This is a genomic window from Methanobacterium congolense (assembly GCF_900095295.1).
Taxonomy (GTDB): Archaea; Methanobacteriota; Methanobacteria; order Methanobacteriales; family Methanobacteriaceae; genus Methanobacterium_C; species Methanobacterium_C congolense.
Genome location: NZ_LT607756.1, coordinates 1,163,387 through 1,179,217 on the forward strand (window position 1 = coordinate 1,163,387; position 15,831 = coordinate 1,179,217).

17 protein-coding genes are annotated in these 15,831 nt (G+C 36.5%); 4 read left to right on the forward strand and 13 right to left on the reverse strand.

All coding sequences use genetic code 11. The annotated features are described in order from the left end of the window. Positions 1-137: 137 nt before the first annotated feature. The 3 genes from MCBB_RS05500 to MCBB_RS05510 all read right to left on the reverse strand — a co-directional run bounded on the left by MCBB_RS05500 (position 138) and on the right by MCBB_RS05510 (position 3,362). Positions 138-2,039 (reverse strand): YhgE/Pip domain-containing protein, encoded by a 1,902-nt coding sequence (locus MCBB_RS05500; RefSeq protein WP_071906812.1) that lies wholly within the window; start codon positions 2,037-2,039, stop codon positions 138-140. A gap of 164 nt (positions 2,040-2,203) precedes the next feature. Further along, complete coding sequence (locus MCBB_RS05505; RefSeq protein WP_071906813.1) at positions 2,204-2,659, reverse strand: MarR family winged helix-turn-helix transcriptional regulator; 456 nt, start codon at positions 2,657-2,659, stop codon at positions 2,204-2,206. A gap of 139 nt (positions 2,660-2,798) precedes the next feature. Beyond that, positions 2,799-3,362: a flavin reductase family protein gene (locus tag MCBB_RS05510; protein ID WP_071906814.1), complete on the reverse strand. Its 564-nt coding sequence runs from the start codon at positions 3,360-3,362 to the stop codon at positions 2,799-2,801. 116 nt (positions 3,363-3,478) lie between these two features. Here MCBB_RS05510 and MCBB_RS05515 point away from each other — a divergent pair, with 116 nt between their 5' ends. The 3 genes from MCBB_RS05515 (at position 3,479) to MCBB_RS05525 (ending at position 5,424) form a co-directional block, all read left to right on the forward strand. Next, positions 3,479-3,928 carry a MarR family winged helix-turn-helix transcriptional regulator gene (locus MCBB_RS05515; protein WP_071906815.1) on the forward strand — a complete coding sequence of 150 codons (450 nt, stop codon included), beginning with the start codon at positions 3,479-3,481 and terminating at the stop codon, positions 3,926-3,928. 164 nt (positions 3,929-4,092) lie between these two features. Next, entirely contained in the window at positions 4,093-4,308 is a 216-nt protein-coding gene (locus MCBB_RS05520; protein WP_071906816.1) for a hypothetical protein, read from the forward strand. Positions 4,309-4,593: 285 nt separating this feature from the next. Further along, entirely contained in the window at positions 4,594-5,424 is an 831-nt protein-coding gene (locus tag MCBB_RS05525; protein WP_071906817.1) for a methanogenesis marker 8 protein, read from the forward strand. A gap of 58 nt (positions 5,425-5,482) precedes the next feature. Here the strand turns inward: MCBB_RS05525 and MCBB_RS05530 are convergent, their stop codons facing one another. The 8 genes from MCBB_RS05530 to MCBB_RS05565 all read right to left on the reverse strand — a co-directional run bounded on the left by MCBB_RS05530 (position 5,483) and on the right by MCBB_RS05565 (position 12,816). Next, complete coding sequence (locus tag MCBB_RS05530; protein ID WP_071906818.1) at positions 5,483-6,235, reverse strand: carboxymuconolactone decarboxylase family protein; 753 nt, start codon at positions 6,233-6,235, stop codon at positions 5,483-5,485. Positions 6,236-6,289: 54 nt separating this feature from the next. Next, a complete protein-coding gene (locus MCBB_RS05535; RefSeq protein ID WP_197668945.1) occupies positions 6,290-6,817 on the reverse strand; it encodes a flavodoxin in 528 nt (175 codons plus the stop codon). A 105-nt stretch (positions 6,818-6,922) separates the two neighbouring features. Continuing rightward, positions 6,923-7,618 (reverse strand): flavodoxin family protein, encoded by a 696-nt coding sequence (locus MCBB_RS05540; protein ID WP_231916421.1) that lies wholly within the window; start codon positions 7,616-7,618, stop codon positions 6,923-6,925. Between the two features lie 85 nt (positions 7,619-7,703). Next, positions 7,704-8,147, reverse strand: a complete 444-nt coding sequence (locus MCBB_RS05545; protein ID WP_071906821.1) for a cupin domain-containing protein — start codon at positions 8,145-8,147, stop codon at positions 7,704-7,706. A gap of 101 nt (positions 8,148-8,248) precedes the next feature. After that, positions 8,249-8,815, reverse strand: coding sequence for a sugar O-acetyltransferase (locus MCBB_RS05550; protein ID WP_071906822.1), 567 nt, complete (start codon positions 8,813-8,815; stop codon positions 8,249-8,251). A 73-nt stretch (positions 8,816-8,888) separates the two neighbouring features. After that, positions 8,889-10,058 carry an iron-containing alcohol dehydrogenase gene (locus MCBB_RS05555; protein WP_071906823.1) on the reverse strand — a complete coding sequence of 390 codons (1,170 nt, stop codon included), beginning with the start codon at positions 10,056-10,058 and terminating at the stop codon, positions 8,889-8,891. 377 nt (positions 10,059-10,435) lie between these two features. Further along, a complete protein-coding gene (locus MCBB_RS05560; protein WP_071906824.1) occupies positions 10,436-11,596 on the reverse strand; it encodes an aldo/keto reductase in 1,161 nt (386 codons plus the stop codon). Between the two features lie 281 nt (positions 11,597-11,877). Continuing rightward, positions 11,878-12,816, reverse strand: coding sequence for a metal-dependent hydrolase (locus tag MCBB_RS05565; RefSeq protein ID WP_071906825.1), 939 nt, complete (start codon positions 12,814-12,816; stop codon positions 11,878-11,880). Positions 12,817-13,006: 190 nt separating this feature from the next. Between MCBB_RS05565 and MCBB_RS05570 the strand changes: the two genes are divergently transcribed. Then, entirely contained in the window at positions 13,007-13,402 is a 396-nt protein-coding gene (locus tag MCBB_RS05570; RefSeq protein WP_084789841.1) for a winged helix-turn-helix transcriptional regulator, read from the forward strand. Positions 13,403-13,486: 84 nt separating this feature from the next. Here the strand turns inward: MCBB_RS05570 and dapB are convergent, their stop codons facing one another. Together dapB and MCBB_RS05580 are read right to left on the reverse strand one after the other, a co-directional pair. Continuing rightward, positions 13,487-14,308, reverse strand: coding sequence for a 4-hydroxy-tetrahydrodipicolinate reductase (gene dapB / locus MCBB_RS05575; RefSeq protein WP_071906826.1), 822 nt, complete (start codon positions 14,306-14,308; stop codon positions 13,487-13,489). 32 nt (positions 14,309-14,340) lie between these two features. Next, complete coding sequence (locus MCBB_RS05580; protein WP_071906827.1) at positions 14,341-15,774, reverse strand: MDR family MFS transporter; 1,434 nt, start codon at positions 15,772-15,774, stop codon at positions 14,341-14,343. Between the last annotated feature and the right edge of the window lie 57 nt (positions 15,775-15,831).

The following is a 15,831-nucleotide window of genomic DNA, read 5'->3' on the forward strand; positions in this document are numbered from 1 at the left end:
TTACCCTCTAGATTAATTAAAAGTTTCATGATATAAATCTTTTTCAGTATTATGATCTTATCAGTGAATCTTTTCCTGATTATTGTTCAGTTAACGTGATATGAGGAAAAAGAGTAAAAAATAGTAGGTTTTAGAAATTATTCAACCAAACCACTCTCCTTTAATTTTTCCTCAAGACCCTGAGAATCTTTTATTTTCCCTACAATCAAGAGAGTTAGCCCCAGGGTTGCACCTGCAAACAGGAACAATATCCCCAGGTTGTACCAGTAACTCGTCCATAAAACTCCTGCAACCACTTCCCTTAGGGTTCTTATAGCATAGGTCATTGGTAAAAAGGGTTGTATAGTCTGGAAGAAGCCAGATTGGAGTTCTGCAGGATAAACTCCTCCTGATGAGGCAATTTGTAGGATCAACAACACAACTGCCATTACCTTTCCCAGACTTCCAAAGATTGAAACCAGGGAATACAAGATCACCATGAAGCACGCACCTATCATCAGTATGGTTACAGTCAGTAGTGCTGCCGATGAATTTTGTACATTCAAGAACAACGCACTCAGTGCAATGAGTAAAGCCTGGAACATTCCTATCATCAAAAATAGATTCAACCTTCCAAAATAAGCAGCTCTAGCTCCATATTTATTTGATTTCACGCGTACAGTTACTATGGCCACAGATATAAGACATCCTATCCACAAGGATAAGGCAATGTAAAATGGAGCAAGGGCAGACCCGTAATTCTCCATAGGATACATACTTTCTTTATCCAGTTCCACCGGGCTTTCAAAATAATTCTTAACATCGTCCTGATCAGTATCTGAAAAGGAGATCAACTTATCTATATCCTCCTCATCTATTGAGTTAAGTTTGGCTGCAGCTATTGGGATGGCACTCCTAATTGCAGGCCACTTTGAGTTAACAAGAGTTAGTGTGGCAGCTGCATTGTTAATCTTCTGATTTATACTTGCTTTGTTGGCTGCTAAAGTATTCACTCCATCATCCATCTGATCAATTAAAGATTTTAACTCTGCCAGTTTTCCTTTTGGATTTTTACCATCTTTTATAGCACTTTCTACATCTTTTAAAACAAGCAGAACCTGATTGGCTTTGTTGATGTTTTCTTCAACCTGGGCAATGACTGGTTTTAATTCTTGGTCCCCTGTTGCGTTGTATAAACTGGTTAAAATAGCATCAACATATTCCAGGCCAGTTATTGTTGTGTTGACCTCTGATTCCATGTTCTGAACTTTGCTTAAGGATTTCTGTGGATCCGATAGGATCTGATGGTATATCGAATCATAATTTTTCCTTGCGTAGTTGGAATATTTTTGTATTTCAGGCAGTGCTGCGCTGATTTTGGGCCATATCTGGTTTACAGTACTCATATCTGAATTTGCCTCGGATATGGATGAATCAATGGTAGTAATCTTTCCATTCAACTCATTTACAGATGATCTTAATTTAAGAAACTGTGCTTTGTTTTCTTTAGCTAACTCCCCTGTATCACTAAGTTTACCAAAGATAATCCCATCAATGGTCTTAACTATCTCATCGTTGATTTTATTTTGCACTGCATCGGCTCCAGCACTGGTAAGTCTTGTTGCAATTGGACTCAATTTTTCATTGTCTATGTACTGTATTTTAGCCCGCTTTGGATGTGTAGTTTCTATGGAAAGCAAATTTTCACTAAAATCACTTGGAATTATTAATGCTGCGTAGTATTTTCCATTTTTAACACCAGCCAATGCAGTATTTTTATCAACGAACTGCCAGCTTAAATTTTTATTACTTCTTAATTCCTCTACCAATGTATTTCCAACGTTGTAGTAGGTTCCATTGGTGGTGTAACCTAAATCATTGTTAACCACAGCAACTTCAATATTCGAGGTTTGAGAATATGGATCCCATACCGATGGAACAGTGAGCAGGATGTAGAGTGAGGGTAAACAAACTATAACCAGCAAAAAAACAACGAGTAATGGCAGGTTTCTAATGGTTTTAAGATCATTTTTAAATATTTTAATCGCTTCTTTTATCATTTGACCATCTTCAACAGTGTATTATTGACTAAAAATGAAGCCAACTTTCGTAATTTTAATATATTTTCAATTCAGTTACTTTAGTAATGGTTACTTTTATAATAGTTACTTAAGCAACTATTATTTAAAGATTTAGTCTGGAAAACTGGAAAAAATAAAAAAGATTATGAGGAATATTTCCGTACATTTTCTTCTATACGTTTTAAAACACTTTTAACGATTTTTTCCTCATCAGAACTGACACCCTCCAATAATTTTTCTCTTTCATCCATTATTAGAGGAATATAACTCTTAAAACGAGATCTGCCATTCTCTGACATGTATATCTTGAACATTCTACGATCGTTCTCAGCGATTTCCCTGCGCACGTATCCCTTCTTTTCTAGTTTGTCAATAAGTCTAGTTATGTTTGGATAATCGTTTAGAATTTTATCTGCAAGCTGTCTCTGGGACTGACCATCCTTCATATACAATTTGTAGAGTAAAAAGGCCTGTTCTGGTGTGAAGTTTGGTTCATTTGCATCCAGTAACTTTTGAAGTTTAAAACGTAACAAACGTGCGGATCCATATATTTGGTATATCAAGAAATCATCCAGATCGATCAATTCATTTTTTTCCATGGAACACCCCATAATCATTGCTTAAGCAACTATTATAACTTGGTGTTATAAACCTTTTTGGTCAAAGAGGAATATCTCCAATTTTTTTCTAAGAGAAAAATCCTTGAAAACTTTTGCTGTGGCTTTTAGTTTAAATTTTCTATTTTTTTAGGTTTTTTCCAATGTCCCAGGCTTTACCTGTGTTTTTACCCACACTCCAGTAGTTGTTATCTGGCATGGTTAGAACTGCAGGGTTCATCTTTTTGATGTCTGGTTTACCATCTGATAAATATTGTTTTTCAGTGTAGGTGCTTTCTATTTCTCCAATGAAGAGATCATTTGTAGGCATTTCGTAAATATCGATTAACTTGCACTCCAAGGATAATGGGCATTCTTCAATCATCGGTGCTGTTTCTAGGTTTCCATAGTAGATCTCGAATAGATATGATTTATCTGTGCTTTTTCCAGATACCAATCCACAGTAATCAGTTTTCTCCATCATGTCCACACTTGGAAAATTGACGCTGAAGGTTTTATTTTCGCGAATAGCTTTGTTTGTGAGGTGATTTTTATTTACAGAAACAGTTAAAAGTGGTGGATTCATACTTGCCCTCATCACCCATCCAAGTGCCATGAAATTGGCTTTACCATTTACATTTGTTCCTAAAAGTGCAACTGGCATTGGATAAACGAATCCATTCCTTCCTATATCTATTTTTTCCATATTTTTTCCTCCACACTTAATTGTATGTACAACTAATTTTATGTTGTATGCACAAACAATATATAAACGTTTCGATATATCCTTTCCAAGAGAACTATAAAATCAGGTGAATTTAGATGAAAAAAGATGCCAGATGCGAAGACACCCTATGCAGCTGCCTATATTTTGCAAGTAATAAACTCAACAGACTCATAAACAAAATGGCTGATGAAGAATTTAAAAAGATAGGACTCTCAACATCCCATACCTTTGCTTTAATGGCCATTAACACAGAACCTGGACTTCCACAAATTGAATTAAGCAGAATATTAAATATCAAACCTTCAACAACCTCAAGATTTATAGATCAACTTGAAATCAAAGGATTAGCCACCCGAAAGGCCGAAGGAAAAGTTTCACATATTTATCCCACAGAAAAAGGAGAAAATTTAAAAGAAGAAATAGATGAATGCTGGCAAAACCTATACAAAAGATATTCAAAAATATTGGGAGAAAAAGAAGGGATAGAATTAACAAAATTAATATATAATGCTGCTAATGAGCTAGAAGAGAAATTCAACGATTGATCAGCTTATTTTTATTTTCTAGTTCTGGTTGAACCATTAATTTATTAAAATAATCTACTTATACCTTGATTAATATAATATGTAAATGGAAAAACCTAGTTTTCTAGAGATTTTTTTAGGTAATTACAATAAACAATCAATTCTAAAAATGGGAGTGTGGGATTATGGCAAAGGAAATAAAACAATTAGTAGTTGGTATAACCCGAGAGGGTGATATAGTTGTTAAAAGTGCAAGAGGCAGAATGTATCCCGTTAAAAAATCTGCAGATTTAAAATTCACTTGTGAGGATCTATTTGAGGACGTAGAAACTGATCTATTCGCCACCATTGATACAGAAGCTCAACCCTGGGAATGTACTGCTATAGGATCAGAGGAATGATCACAGGGAATTATCATATAACCTATTTTTAATCATTTTCTCTAAAAAATACCAGTTTAAGGTGAACTTTGTTTTAACTGGAATTTTTTTACTTATTCATCATACAAAAATAAACCCTATTTTTACTTGTGTGGCCCCATTTCATACCCAAGGAGCTGCACATCTTTTTGGATACGTTCATTTAAAATATTTGGTACTAAAATGGGAGTTTAGTTTATTCGTTTTAAAAAGAGTTAAATTGTCTTTTCACTTATTATGTATATCAATTCTTTTACAGGTGATATCGTGGATGAACATATAATTGAAGCCCTTGGTAGAACACGGGTCGTTGTAAGGGATGGAAAGGTTGTTGAGGTGGGAGAACCTAAAATCAATTACTGTCCTATTTTTGATAAAAACAGAGGGATCAAAGAGATCACATCTGAAGCCGTGCAAAAAAATATAGAATTTCGAATTAAAGACTTTGGAATGTGCACACCTGAAAGAAAGTTGCGTATGAAGGATTTTTTATCCTTCGGAGTATCTGAAACCTTGAGCACACTACTCGATGAAAACATGATCGATTGTGCTGTTATCGTCAGTGAAGGGTGCGGAACAGTGATTTTAACAGATCCTGAATTTGTTCAGGGAATGGCCGGTCGAATATCAGCTTTCATAAGCACAACACCAATTACCAAGATCATAGAAACTATTGGACCTGAAAATGTTCTCAACCCTGAAACAGCTGAAATTAACCAGATAAAAGGTGTTTTAAAGGCCATTGACATGGGTTACAGGAACATTGCAGTTTCAGTTGTATTACCAGAGGATGCCAAAAAGCTTCGTGGAATCGAAAAGGAAAAAGAAGATGTCAATATCTACATATTTGCAGCTCATGTAACTGAAATGTCCGAAGAAGATGCAAAAGCCATGTTCAACACTGCAGATGTAATCACAAGCTGTGCATCCAAATACATCAACGAAGTGGGTAAAGATAGGGAAATCTTCAAGGTCGGTGCATCTGTACCCATATTTGGACCTACAGAAGCCGGAGAAAAATTCCTAAAAACAAGACTAGAAAAAATTGGAGGATTAAAAGACAAACCCAACGCCAAAATACCAGATCCTCTAATCTAAAAAGCTTTTAAAACCTGAACTAATCAAATTCTTAATTAATCCACTATTTTTTTACTATTTATTCTGGTATCACTTCATTTAAACAATTGATTGCATTTAACGTTCTTGGATAACCTATATAGGGCAATAACTGTGTAACTGTGCTGAGTAATGTTTCTTCATCATTTCCAACATTTAAATTGCCCTGAATATGTCCCTTTAACTGTGCTTCACATCCTCCTAACGACAAGATCATGGCAAAGGTTAAAAGTTCTCTTGTTTTTACATCCAACCCATTTCTGGTGTAGTAATCACCAAAACAATTTGCAGATAAATATTTTTGGATATGAATCGGATTTTCAGGTGATTCTTCGTACATTTTATCAATTATCCCACCAAAAATTGATTTTTGAACTTCTAACCCTTTTTCATGCCTTGTTTCTGGTGAAGTTGTGGATTGACCCTCTAATGGTAGTTTTACTCCTCTACTTTCCAGTATCTCATTTGTGACATGGATAAAATCAAACACCTTTGCAATACCAACGTAGGGTACAGCTTGATACATTATCTCCTTAACTTCAATGGGACTTACACCAACATTAAGAGAACCAACAAGCATTACCTCATATTCACTTAAAGTCTGACTTGCAATCAGTGACCCTAAAATAACCATTAATCGGGTCTTTGTATCCAGATTCCCATAACTGAGTACTTCATCAAAGGCAAAATTATCGAAGATTTCAATGAGTTCTGGATCTGTTATTTTTAGTGTTGATTCATGATCTGGAAACAATTCTTCATGGTTTTTCTTTGCATTTTCACTTATACGCATAATTCAACCTCTCTTCCATTCTAATCGGAATTCAGAATCCGATTATTTACATCTTCATAAAATGTTACTCAACCAATCTGTAACATCCTTTTTTGCATCACTTGCACAAGCGCCATGGATAGCCAGTCCCTTTAAAAGCCTTGCTTTCGGACAAACTTTCGCAATATCCTTTTCGCTGCGACCTAACCCGCTTCCTTCATGTGTACAAAATGGAACAATGGTTTTCTCAGAAAAATCATATTCTTCCAAGAATGTAAACACAGCCATTGGCATCGTTCCCCACCAGTTGGGATAACCCAAGAATATTACATCATAAGAATCCATATCATCTAAATGAGCGGAAAGCTCTGGTCTGGCATTTTCACCCAGTTCTTTTTGGGCTATTTCAGTGGTTTCCATATAATCCTCAGGATAAGAATTTACAGGATCAATTTGGAAAACATCGGCTTCTGTCATTTCCTGAATCATCTTTGCTACTACCTCTGTGTTACCGATAGACAAATTCACAATCCTTCCATTAACATAGTTATTCCCGGCACGTGAAAAATAAGCTATCAGACATTTCTCTTCTTTTAAATTCATCATTTGTCCCTCACTTTCTTTTTACTTATTCCAAACATTTTAAATAACAATTATTCTTCTTTAGGAAAATTAGGCGTCCTTGGGGATGTATGACTGCTATTCTGCTTATTCACGAATAAAATTGGTGAAGATACCTTCTTCCCTTGCTGGGAACGGTACACCAGCTTTCGTGCCAGCCTCCTTGCACTTCAAAAACCATGCCATGTTCCTTGCAAGTACACGCATAGTCTGCAGTCCTTCCAGGTCTTTTTTCACATCTTCAGGCTTTGCTCCATGAACCATGTTCCAATAGCGGGAAGAAATAATAGGCATCTCCGAAATGGTGAAATACTTATTGATCTGATCGAATGTGGCTGTTGTTCCCGCTCTCCTGGCAGAAATAACGGCTGCAGCTGGTTTTAAGTAAAAAGACTGTCTACCTCCCAACAGGTCAGCATAGAAGACACGATCCATGAAGGATGTTATCGCACCACTCGCGGCGGCATAATGCACTGGAGAACCGAAGATAAATCCATCGGCATCTGGGACTATGTCCAGAAAATCGTTGACACAGTCATTAAAAGAACAGCACCCTATTTCAATACATTTCATACAGGCAGTGCACCCAACAAGCGGTTTGGTCCCTACCCAAAAAATTTCTGTATCAATTTCTTCTTTATTCAAAGTCTCCGCCACTTCAGTAAGGGCCGTGAAGGTACAGCCTTTCTTATGAGGACTTCCATTTACCAACAATACTTTCATTTTCCTACCTCCGTTGTCTTCAATAGTCTTTTTTAACTCTATCCACTCTACTTCCTGCAATTCAATATTTAATAATATGTCATTTAAAACAGATAATTCTTCATCTGTAAATTCAATATTATCTGCACCAATATTCTCTTCTCAGCTATTGGGACTCTCTGGTAACTTTTAAATTCTTATATTCTTCATCTGTTACAGGTTCCAGCCATTCTGCTAGTCCTGCAGTAACATTTGTCTCAACGGAGAGATGCACAAACCAGCTGTCGGCTGTGGCTCCATGCCAGTGCTTTACATGTGGATGGATCTTTACCACATCACCTGGCTTAAGTTCTTGTGCCGGCTTTCCTTCCTCTTGATAGTAACCACGTCCGCCTGTTACCAACAGAATCTGTCCGCCTGGATGCTTGTGCCAGTTATTCCTACAACCCGGTTCAAAGGTTACATTGCCTATTGGGCAGTTAAATTCATCATCGCCTGGTACTAGCATGCTAAGATATGCTGTACCTGTAAAATACTTACTAAACTGTTCCGGAAGTTTTTCTCCCTTTGGGAAGATTACACTTTCACTTAAATCCTTTGATTTATCCATATTATATCTCCTTTAAAATTTTTCATCTTACTTCTTCTAAAATGTTAAACCATTCTTATCCCTTCGTGCCGTGAAGAGCACCTGCCCCATTTACGCATTTTTCATTCGATTGTTTTGATAACTTTTGCTGGAATGCCTGCCACCACAGTATTTGGTGGAACGTCTTTGGTGACAACAGCAGCAGCGGACACTACAGAATTTTCCCCAATTGTAACACCAGGCATTACCATAGCCCCCACACCTATCCAAGCGTTTTTCTTGATTATGATGGGATTTGATATGGTGGATTGCCTTTCGGATGGATCCAGTGGGTGGTTGATTGTAATTAGGTTGACTTTCGGACCGACTAAAACATCATCTTCTAGAGTTATGCTTCCTCTATCCATGAAAGTGCAGGCGTGGTTGATAAACACATTTTTCCCCACCCGAATATTTTTGCCAAAATCTGTGTAGAAAGGAGGTAAGAGCCAGGATGTTTCATCAACGTCCACCCCAGTCAGCTGGGAAAACAATTTTCTGACTTCTTCCTCATCATGGTAGGAATTATTCAATTCTGCAGTGATTCTCTGTGCTTCGATTATTACATCCTTGATCTTGTAATATTCAGGGTCGTTGAGTGAAATTTGTTCACCTGATTTATCACGTTCAAAGATATCTTTTGATCGCATTTGTTTACCTCAGGATTCCAAGAATATTTTAAATCCGGTATTTTCTTGCTTCAAGCTCTTTTATCTTAAATCTTTAATTGTAGGAAGCCTCGTAAATTGCCACACAATCTTCAATACTAAGTTCAACCCTATCTGTATCGAATAGGAATCCCATGGTTTCCTTTGCATTCTTTGCTAATGTTTCCATTTCTTCGGGTTTGATTCCATAATCTGACATTTTGAGGTTTGAAACTCCACAATCTTCCATTAAGTTTTCCATCATAGTGATGAAGTCCATAGGTTCTTTTGCATCTCCCATGCCCATGGCCTGGGCCATTTTTACAAATCTATCATCACAGGCCTGTTTATTAATCAAGTGTGTGAAGTAGGCTTTACTGATCATGATGAGACCTGCACCATGTGGAAGTTCCTGATGGAATGCTGACATTGCATGTTCTAATGCATGCTGGCTTGTACAAAGACCCACACTCTCAACCACACCAGAAAGTGTGCTTCCAAAAGCAACCTTTTCACGTGCCTCTAAATCGTTTCCATCTTTAACTGCCTTTTCCAGGTTACGTGATACATTTTCAATTGCTGTGATGGCGTACATGTCGCTCATGAGATTGACTCCTTTAGAAACGTAGCCTTCAACACTATGGAATAATGCATCGAAGCCCTGATATGCTGTTAATTTTGGTGGAACAGTTGTCATAAGTTCAGGATCTACAACAGCAATCACAGGAAACGTATCATCGCCACCCCTTCCAATTTTCTCATGATTTTCTTCATGTGTAACAACAGCCCAGGGATCCACTTCAGATCCGGTACCTGCCGTTGTTGTAATAGCCACTACAGGAAGTGGTTTATTATTAACTGGTTTTCCTTTTCCACTTCCTGAAGGAATGTAATCCCAGTAGTCCCCATTATTGGTTGCCATTACTGCGATTGCCTTTGATGCATCTATACAGCTTCCACCACCTAAAGCTACTATGAAATCACAATCATTAACTCTGGCAATGTCACTTCCTGTCATAACAGTTGATTTCAAGGGATTTGCTTCCACTTTATCAAATAATACAGTTTCTACACCTGCTAGTTTCAGCTGCTCTTCAGTTCTTTTTAGATAGCCGTTTGTTTTTGTGGATTTTCCATTGGATATAACCACCATAGCTTTCTTTCCAGGCATTTTTTGTTCATGTAAATTATTTAATTCTCCTGGTCCGAATAAGATTCTTGTAGGTACGTACATGTTAAAATTCATATTAAATTCTCCATTTTTTCTAAATTATGTTGAATAATCATTTTAGAAAGTTTTTCAAAACATTCTAAGGATTGTTTTACGATAAAAATAACCAATCACTATACAAGAAAGTATTAAACTAACTTAAAGTAATTTTTCTAACCATTGGGTAATTACCAATTGGTAATTTGGAAAATATCCTAATTACTATCAGTTTTAAGCTCATTTTTTTTGTTTAAAAAAAATATAAAAAGGTAATTCAATTTTTCATCATCCAGTATCTCACATTTCGTTAAAAAAAAGGTTGATATCTTTTCAATTAAGGATTGAATAACCAATCTTGCCTTTCAATAGATGTAAATCAATCACCAGATGATTAATTAACCAATAAAAAATATTCATTCATATAACTCTTTAACCTTCTTCAATTCCTGAATTATTGGAATGTTCTGGGGGCAGTGTTTTTCACATGCACCGCATTCAATACATGATGATGCTCTTTCATTTTCCATTATAAGTGCCATATAATGAAATTGGTATTCTTCCTTCGTTTCTGGACCACCAAACAGGAAATAATCGTTATATTTTGCGAAATTTTCAGGGATGTTTACACCAGAAGGACAGGGTAAGCAGTAACCGCAGCCGGTACAGTTAACTTTCAATTTCTCTTCAAAAACTGATTTAGCTTGATCTATACTCTCTAATTCTGTATCGGTTAGTGAATTGGGCTGTGCTTCTTCTGCAATTTTCAGATTTTCTTTAAGCTGGTCCATGGTGTTCATTCCACTTAAGACCACTGATACTTCAGGGTGGTTCCAGATCCATCTTAAAGCCCACTCTGCAGGGGATCTCTTCACATCTGACTCGTTAAATGTTTCTTGGACTTCTTGTGGGATGTTGGTAGCTAACTGCCCACCTCTTAAGGGTTCCATAACAGCCACACCCAAACCTTTCTGGTATGCATATTCCAGGCCTTCTTTTCCTGCCTGGTAATCTTCATCCAGATAATTATACTGAATCAAACAGAAAGACCAATTGTAATGGTCAACTACCTCTTTAAAGAAGTCAAGCCTGTGATGGAACGAAAAGCCTGCATATTTTATTTTCCCATCAGCAATGGCCCCATCCAAAAACTCCTCAAAACCTAATTCTTTCAAATTTTCCCAGTAGGTTTTGTTTATACCGTGAACCATGTAAAAATCAATGCAATCTGTCTCGAGACGCTCCAACTGTTCATTCAAGTATCTGTCCATATCTTCTCTGGTTTCTATTGCCCAACTTGGGAGTTTTGTAGCTATCTTCACCTTTTCCCTGTACCCGTCTTTCAATGCTTTTGCTAAGAATGGCTCACTTGAACCTCCCTGATCCAAACTGAGGCCATGATAGGGGTATGCAGTATCCATAAAGTTCACACCATTGTTGATGGCATAACGAATCATGCTGATGGCCTTTTTTTCGTCAATATTAGTTGGATCATTTCCAATTACTGGAAGCCTCATGCAGCCAAAACCTAAAACTGAAACTTTTTCATTGGTTTTTCCAAAATCTCTGTACAACAAGGAAATTTCCTCCTTAAATAAAAAAAGATTCTATTAATCTTTAATTCGATGATAATGTGCTCACTGTTTGTGAAGCCTTTTCAAATATATTAGGATTTATTTATAAATGGCCATCAAAAAACCAGAAATAAACGAATCACTATAAAAAGAAGTATTAAACTAAATAAAAGTAATTTTTCTAACCATTGGGTAATTACCAATTGGTAAGTGGCGAAGTTAATAATGTGAATACTACTAGCTGAAAAATACTCTCTAAAAATAAAAAAAGGGTAAAAAATCAATTATACAGTCACCATTATGTTGTTGCTGCGATATCCATCGTCCGTAACATCGAAGTAGGTTAACTTCCACTCCTTTCCATTGTAACTGGCATTGATACATGGATCATAGGCATCCCATCTGAAATTCTGAATTGCCGGCAGTTCCTCTGATTTATCAATGGCTTCTTGAGCAGATTGAACCGTGCCTCCATGCACAGTTAGACTCTGAACCCTTTTCACATCTGATCTTTCTTTATTCAGTGTATTGTAGTTGAAGGAATAATATGTACTGTTTGAACTGTCACTTTGAACCACAGTCCATGTAAACATGTCCTGTGTAGGATAAGCTGCAGAATAAACGAGGTTTCCACTTACAGGGTTTTCAGCAAGGGCAGCATTCTTCTCATAGGCTCTAATGCCACCAAATGACACCAGAATTATCATAAAAATTACCATTGCAGCTTTCTTGTATTTCATATCAAGTCTTAAATAAAGAATCAACAGAACAGCAAGGGCTATAACTGCTGTTGTAACGTCGATGTAGTAGTATATTTCAGCGCTGAATCTTTGAAGTGTGAATGGGTATAAAAGGGGTACGCCCTTTGAAGTTAAGAAATCCAGGAACAAATGGGTAAGAGCACCAAAATATGCTATTCCAACGGTTTTTAAAGTGAATTCAACGGATATATCCCGTCTTATTATTTTTTCTATGAATCCGTTGATACTCCGTCTAGATATCACATACAAAAACAGTGTAGATGTAATTGCAGCAAAGATAAAAGAATGTGTGATTCCCCTGTGTGAAAAGACAAAGAGATATGGAACTAAAAATCCAATCCATGCTATGAATATGGTATCAAGGTCAAGTGAAATACCACCAAATGCCCCTTCAAGTTTATTTTTGCTCTTAAGAGCAAATAAAATGATATATGGAACGAGAAAATGTGTAAAAAAGTCCATATCTGTATCTCCCTCTAATTTTCATTGTATTCATTATATGATCCTCATTTTTTTTCTCTTCATGTTTTCTATTCAAATTTCCTCTAAGATCTATTTATAACCGACCATAAACAAATCATTATTCAAGACATGAATTAAAGTAATTTTTCTAACCTTTAAGTAATTACCCTGTGGTATTGGAGGAATTGGTATGGCCCAAGAGGATTATTATTTCAATGAAGTGTATCGAACCATCGATGAGACATTCAGTTATCTCAGGAAAAAATGGAATATTCAGATAATTAAAGGATTATTCTGTGATTATAAACATTTTAAAGACTTTCTAAAACAGCACCCTGCCCTAAGCAGTAAAGTTCTCTCTGAGAGATTGAAGGAATTAGAAAGTGAAGGTATAATTGAAAAAAAGGTAATAAACTCTGCTCCGGCTCAAACCGAGTACTGCCTAACTGAAAAAGGTCGTAGATTAAATAGAATAATCTTTGAACTCTTTAACTTTGCTTTGGATGAAGTTGATATGAAGAATGAAGATCCCAAACGGAGAGAAGAATCCAAACAATATCTACGAACTTGTATGAACATAAAATAATTTTTAGATCTACAACCATTCCATTCATTTTCTTGAATTTCAGATGCTATAATGTATTTAGATAAAAAAATAAGCTTCCTACTTTTATTTTATACCAAGAACATCTGCCATATCACTAATTTTTCCTTCAGGAGCTTCTAAAACATAACGTACTGCTTTAATCACACCCGTTACGAATGACTGTCTGCTGTGTGCTCTGTGGATAATTTCTAACCTTTCACCATCATCTGCAAAGAGTACAGTATGATCTCCAACAATATCTCCGCCCCGAACTGCATGTAATCCTATTTCTTCAGAAGTTCGTGCACCTACCATTCCCTGTCTACCATAGACACCAGATTCATCTTTATTTCTTCCCAGTTCCTCGGCTATAATTTCATAGGTTTTAAGGGCTGTTCCTGAAGGTGCATCCACTTTATTTTTGTGATGAGCTTCTATTATTTCCATATCATAATCATTCAGTATTTTTGCAACGTCTCTAACGACTTTAAAGAAAACATTAACTCCCACAGCCATGCTGGGAGAGATAACTGCTTTTATCTTATTTTTTTCTATGGACTCTTTAATTTCACTTAATTGTTCATCTGAAAATCCAGTGGTGCCTACCACCACATCAACACCACATTCTGCTGAAATTTTGATGGTATTCACAGCAGCATCTGCTACAGTAAAATCAACGAGAACGTCTACTTTATTTCTCTTTAAAACCTCAGCAAGTTTTTGGGCACCATTTACTGGAACACCCATCTTTCCTGCACATATTACCTCACCTACATCTTTTCCTTCAAGTGTAGTATTTGGCGATCCTATAGCTGCCACAACTTCAATATCTTCCTCTTTAACTATGGCTTTAATTATTTTAGAACCTATTCTTCCACTTACACCTGTTACAGCCACTCTGATCATTTCATCCATCTCCAGTTAAAATTTTAATTGTATCATGAGTTATTAGGCGTATCACCCAAAGGTAGTTCTTTGAGGAAAAATGCAACGATCAATCCTGCAAATGCCAGTACTATTGCCATAATGAAAATATTCTGGATAGAAAGTGCTAAAGCTTGAGTATAACTTGCAGTAACCCCAGCTGAACTTCCTAAAGTGAAATTCATTATGTACCCGAATACTGGAACGAATACAATGGTACCCACATTTCTGAAAAATCGCACAGAAGCTGTTACAATACCTATTTCTCGCAGCGCAAATGCATTCTGCACTGCAACATTGAATATGGTATAGGCCATTCCTGAACCAATACCCAGAACAGTTGAATATGCTACCAAGAGATAATAAGGTGTATTCATATTCATGGTAGCAAGGAGCACAACCCCTACTCCAGTTATGATAAATTCAGCAACAACAAGCTTTTTATATTTTCCAACCCTGGATATGATTTGTCCTGTGATTACTGAGGTCATTGTAAGGCTGAAAAGCATGGGAATCATTAGAATACCTGAATTTGTAGCACTCATACCTAAAACACCCTGAGCAAATAATGGAACGTAAATTATCCCACAAAACATTAATGCACTTGCTAAAAAGCTTTCTACAGCAGATACTGTGAATATTGAATTTTTGAAGAGGTGCAATGGGAAAATAGGTTCCACAGCTTTTTTCTCAGCCAAGATAAAGAGGGTGAACATGAATCCTGAAAATACGAGAAATCCACCTATCTCCGTTAAGGGGTATCTATCTAGATCTCCTGCAAGTGTTAATCCCAGAAACAGTGCACTTAGGGTTAATGTAAAGGTAAGGATTCCAGGGTAATCAATGATTTTTTTAACATCTGGCAATTTAAAGTTTGGAAGAGAGTAAAGAATCAGAGTTACAGCAGCAATCCCAACTGGAACATTTACAAAGAAAACCCATCTCCAACCTAGTGTATCGGTAATTACACCCCCAAGAATTGGTCCCAGAACATCTGCAAGTCCAAATACCGATGCAAGTATCCCCATGTATCTGGCTCTTTCCCTTGGGGAGAAGATTTCTCCAACCACAATAAATGGGAGGGATAATAAAATTCCACCCCCAATTCCCTGAAGTCCTCTAAATAGAATCAGTTCAAACATGTTGGTTGCAAAACCGCACATGACTGAGGTTACAACGAATATGATAATCCCCAGGATTAAAACATGTTTTCTACCGTAAATATCTGATAATTTACCAAAAAGGATTATAGAAATGGTTGAAGTTAGCATATAAACTGTAAAGGGCCATACATAATATTCCATCCCATGCAGACTGTTAATAACTTTGGGCATGGCTGTTGCCATGATTGAATAATCAAAGGCAGCTACAAGGAGTCCAACCATTAATCCCACCATTATCATGATTGTTTTATCTTCAGCAGAGTTATAATGGTTTTCATAATCCATAGTATCATTTTGCACTATTTTTTTACATATATCATATTAATAGATTTTAATGATGAA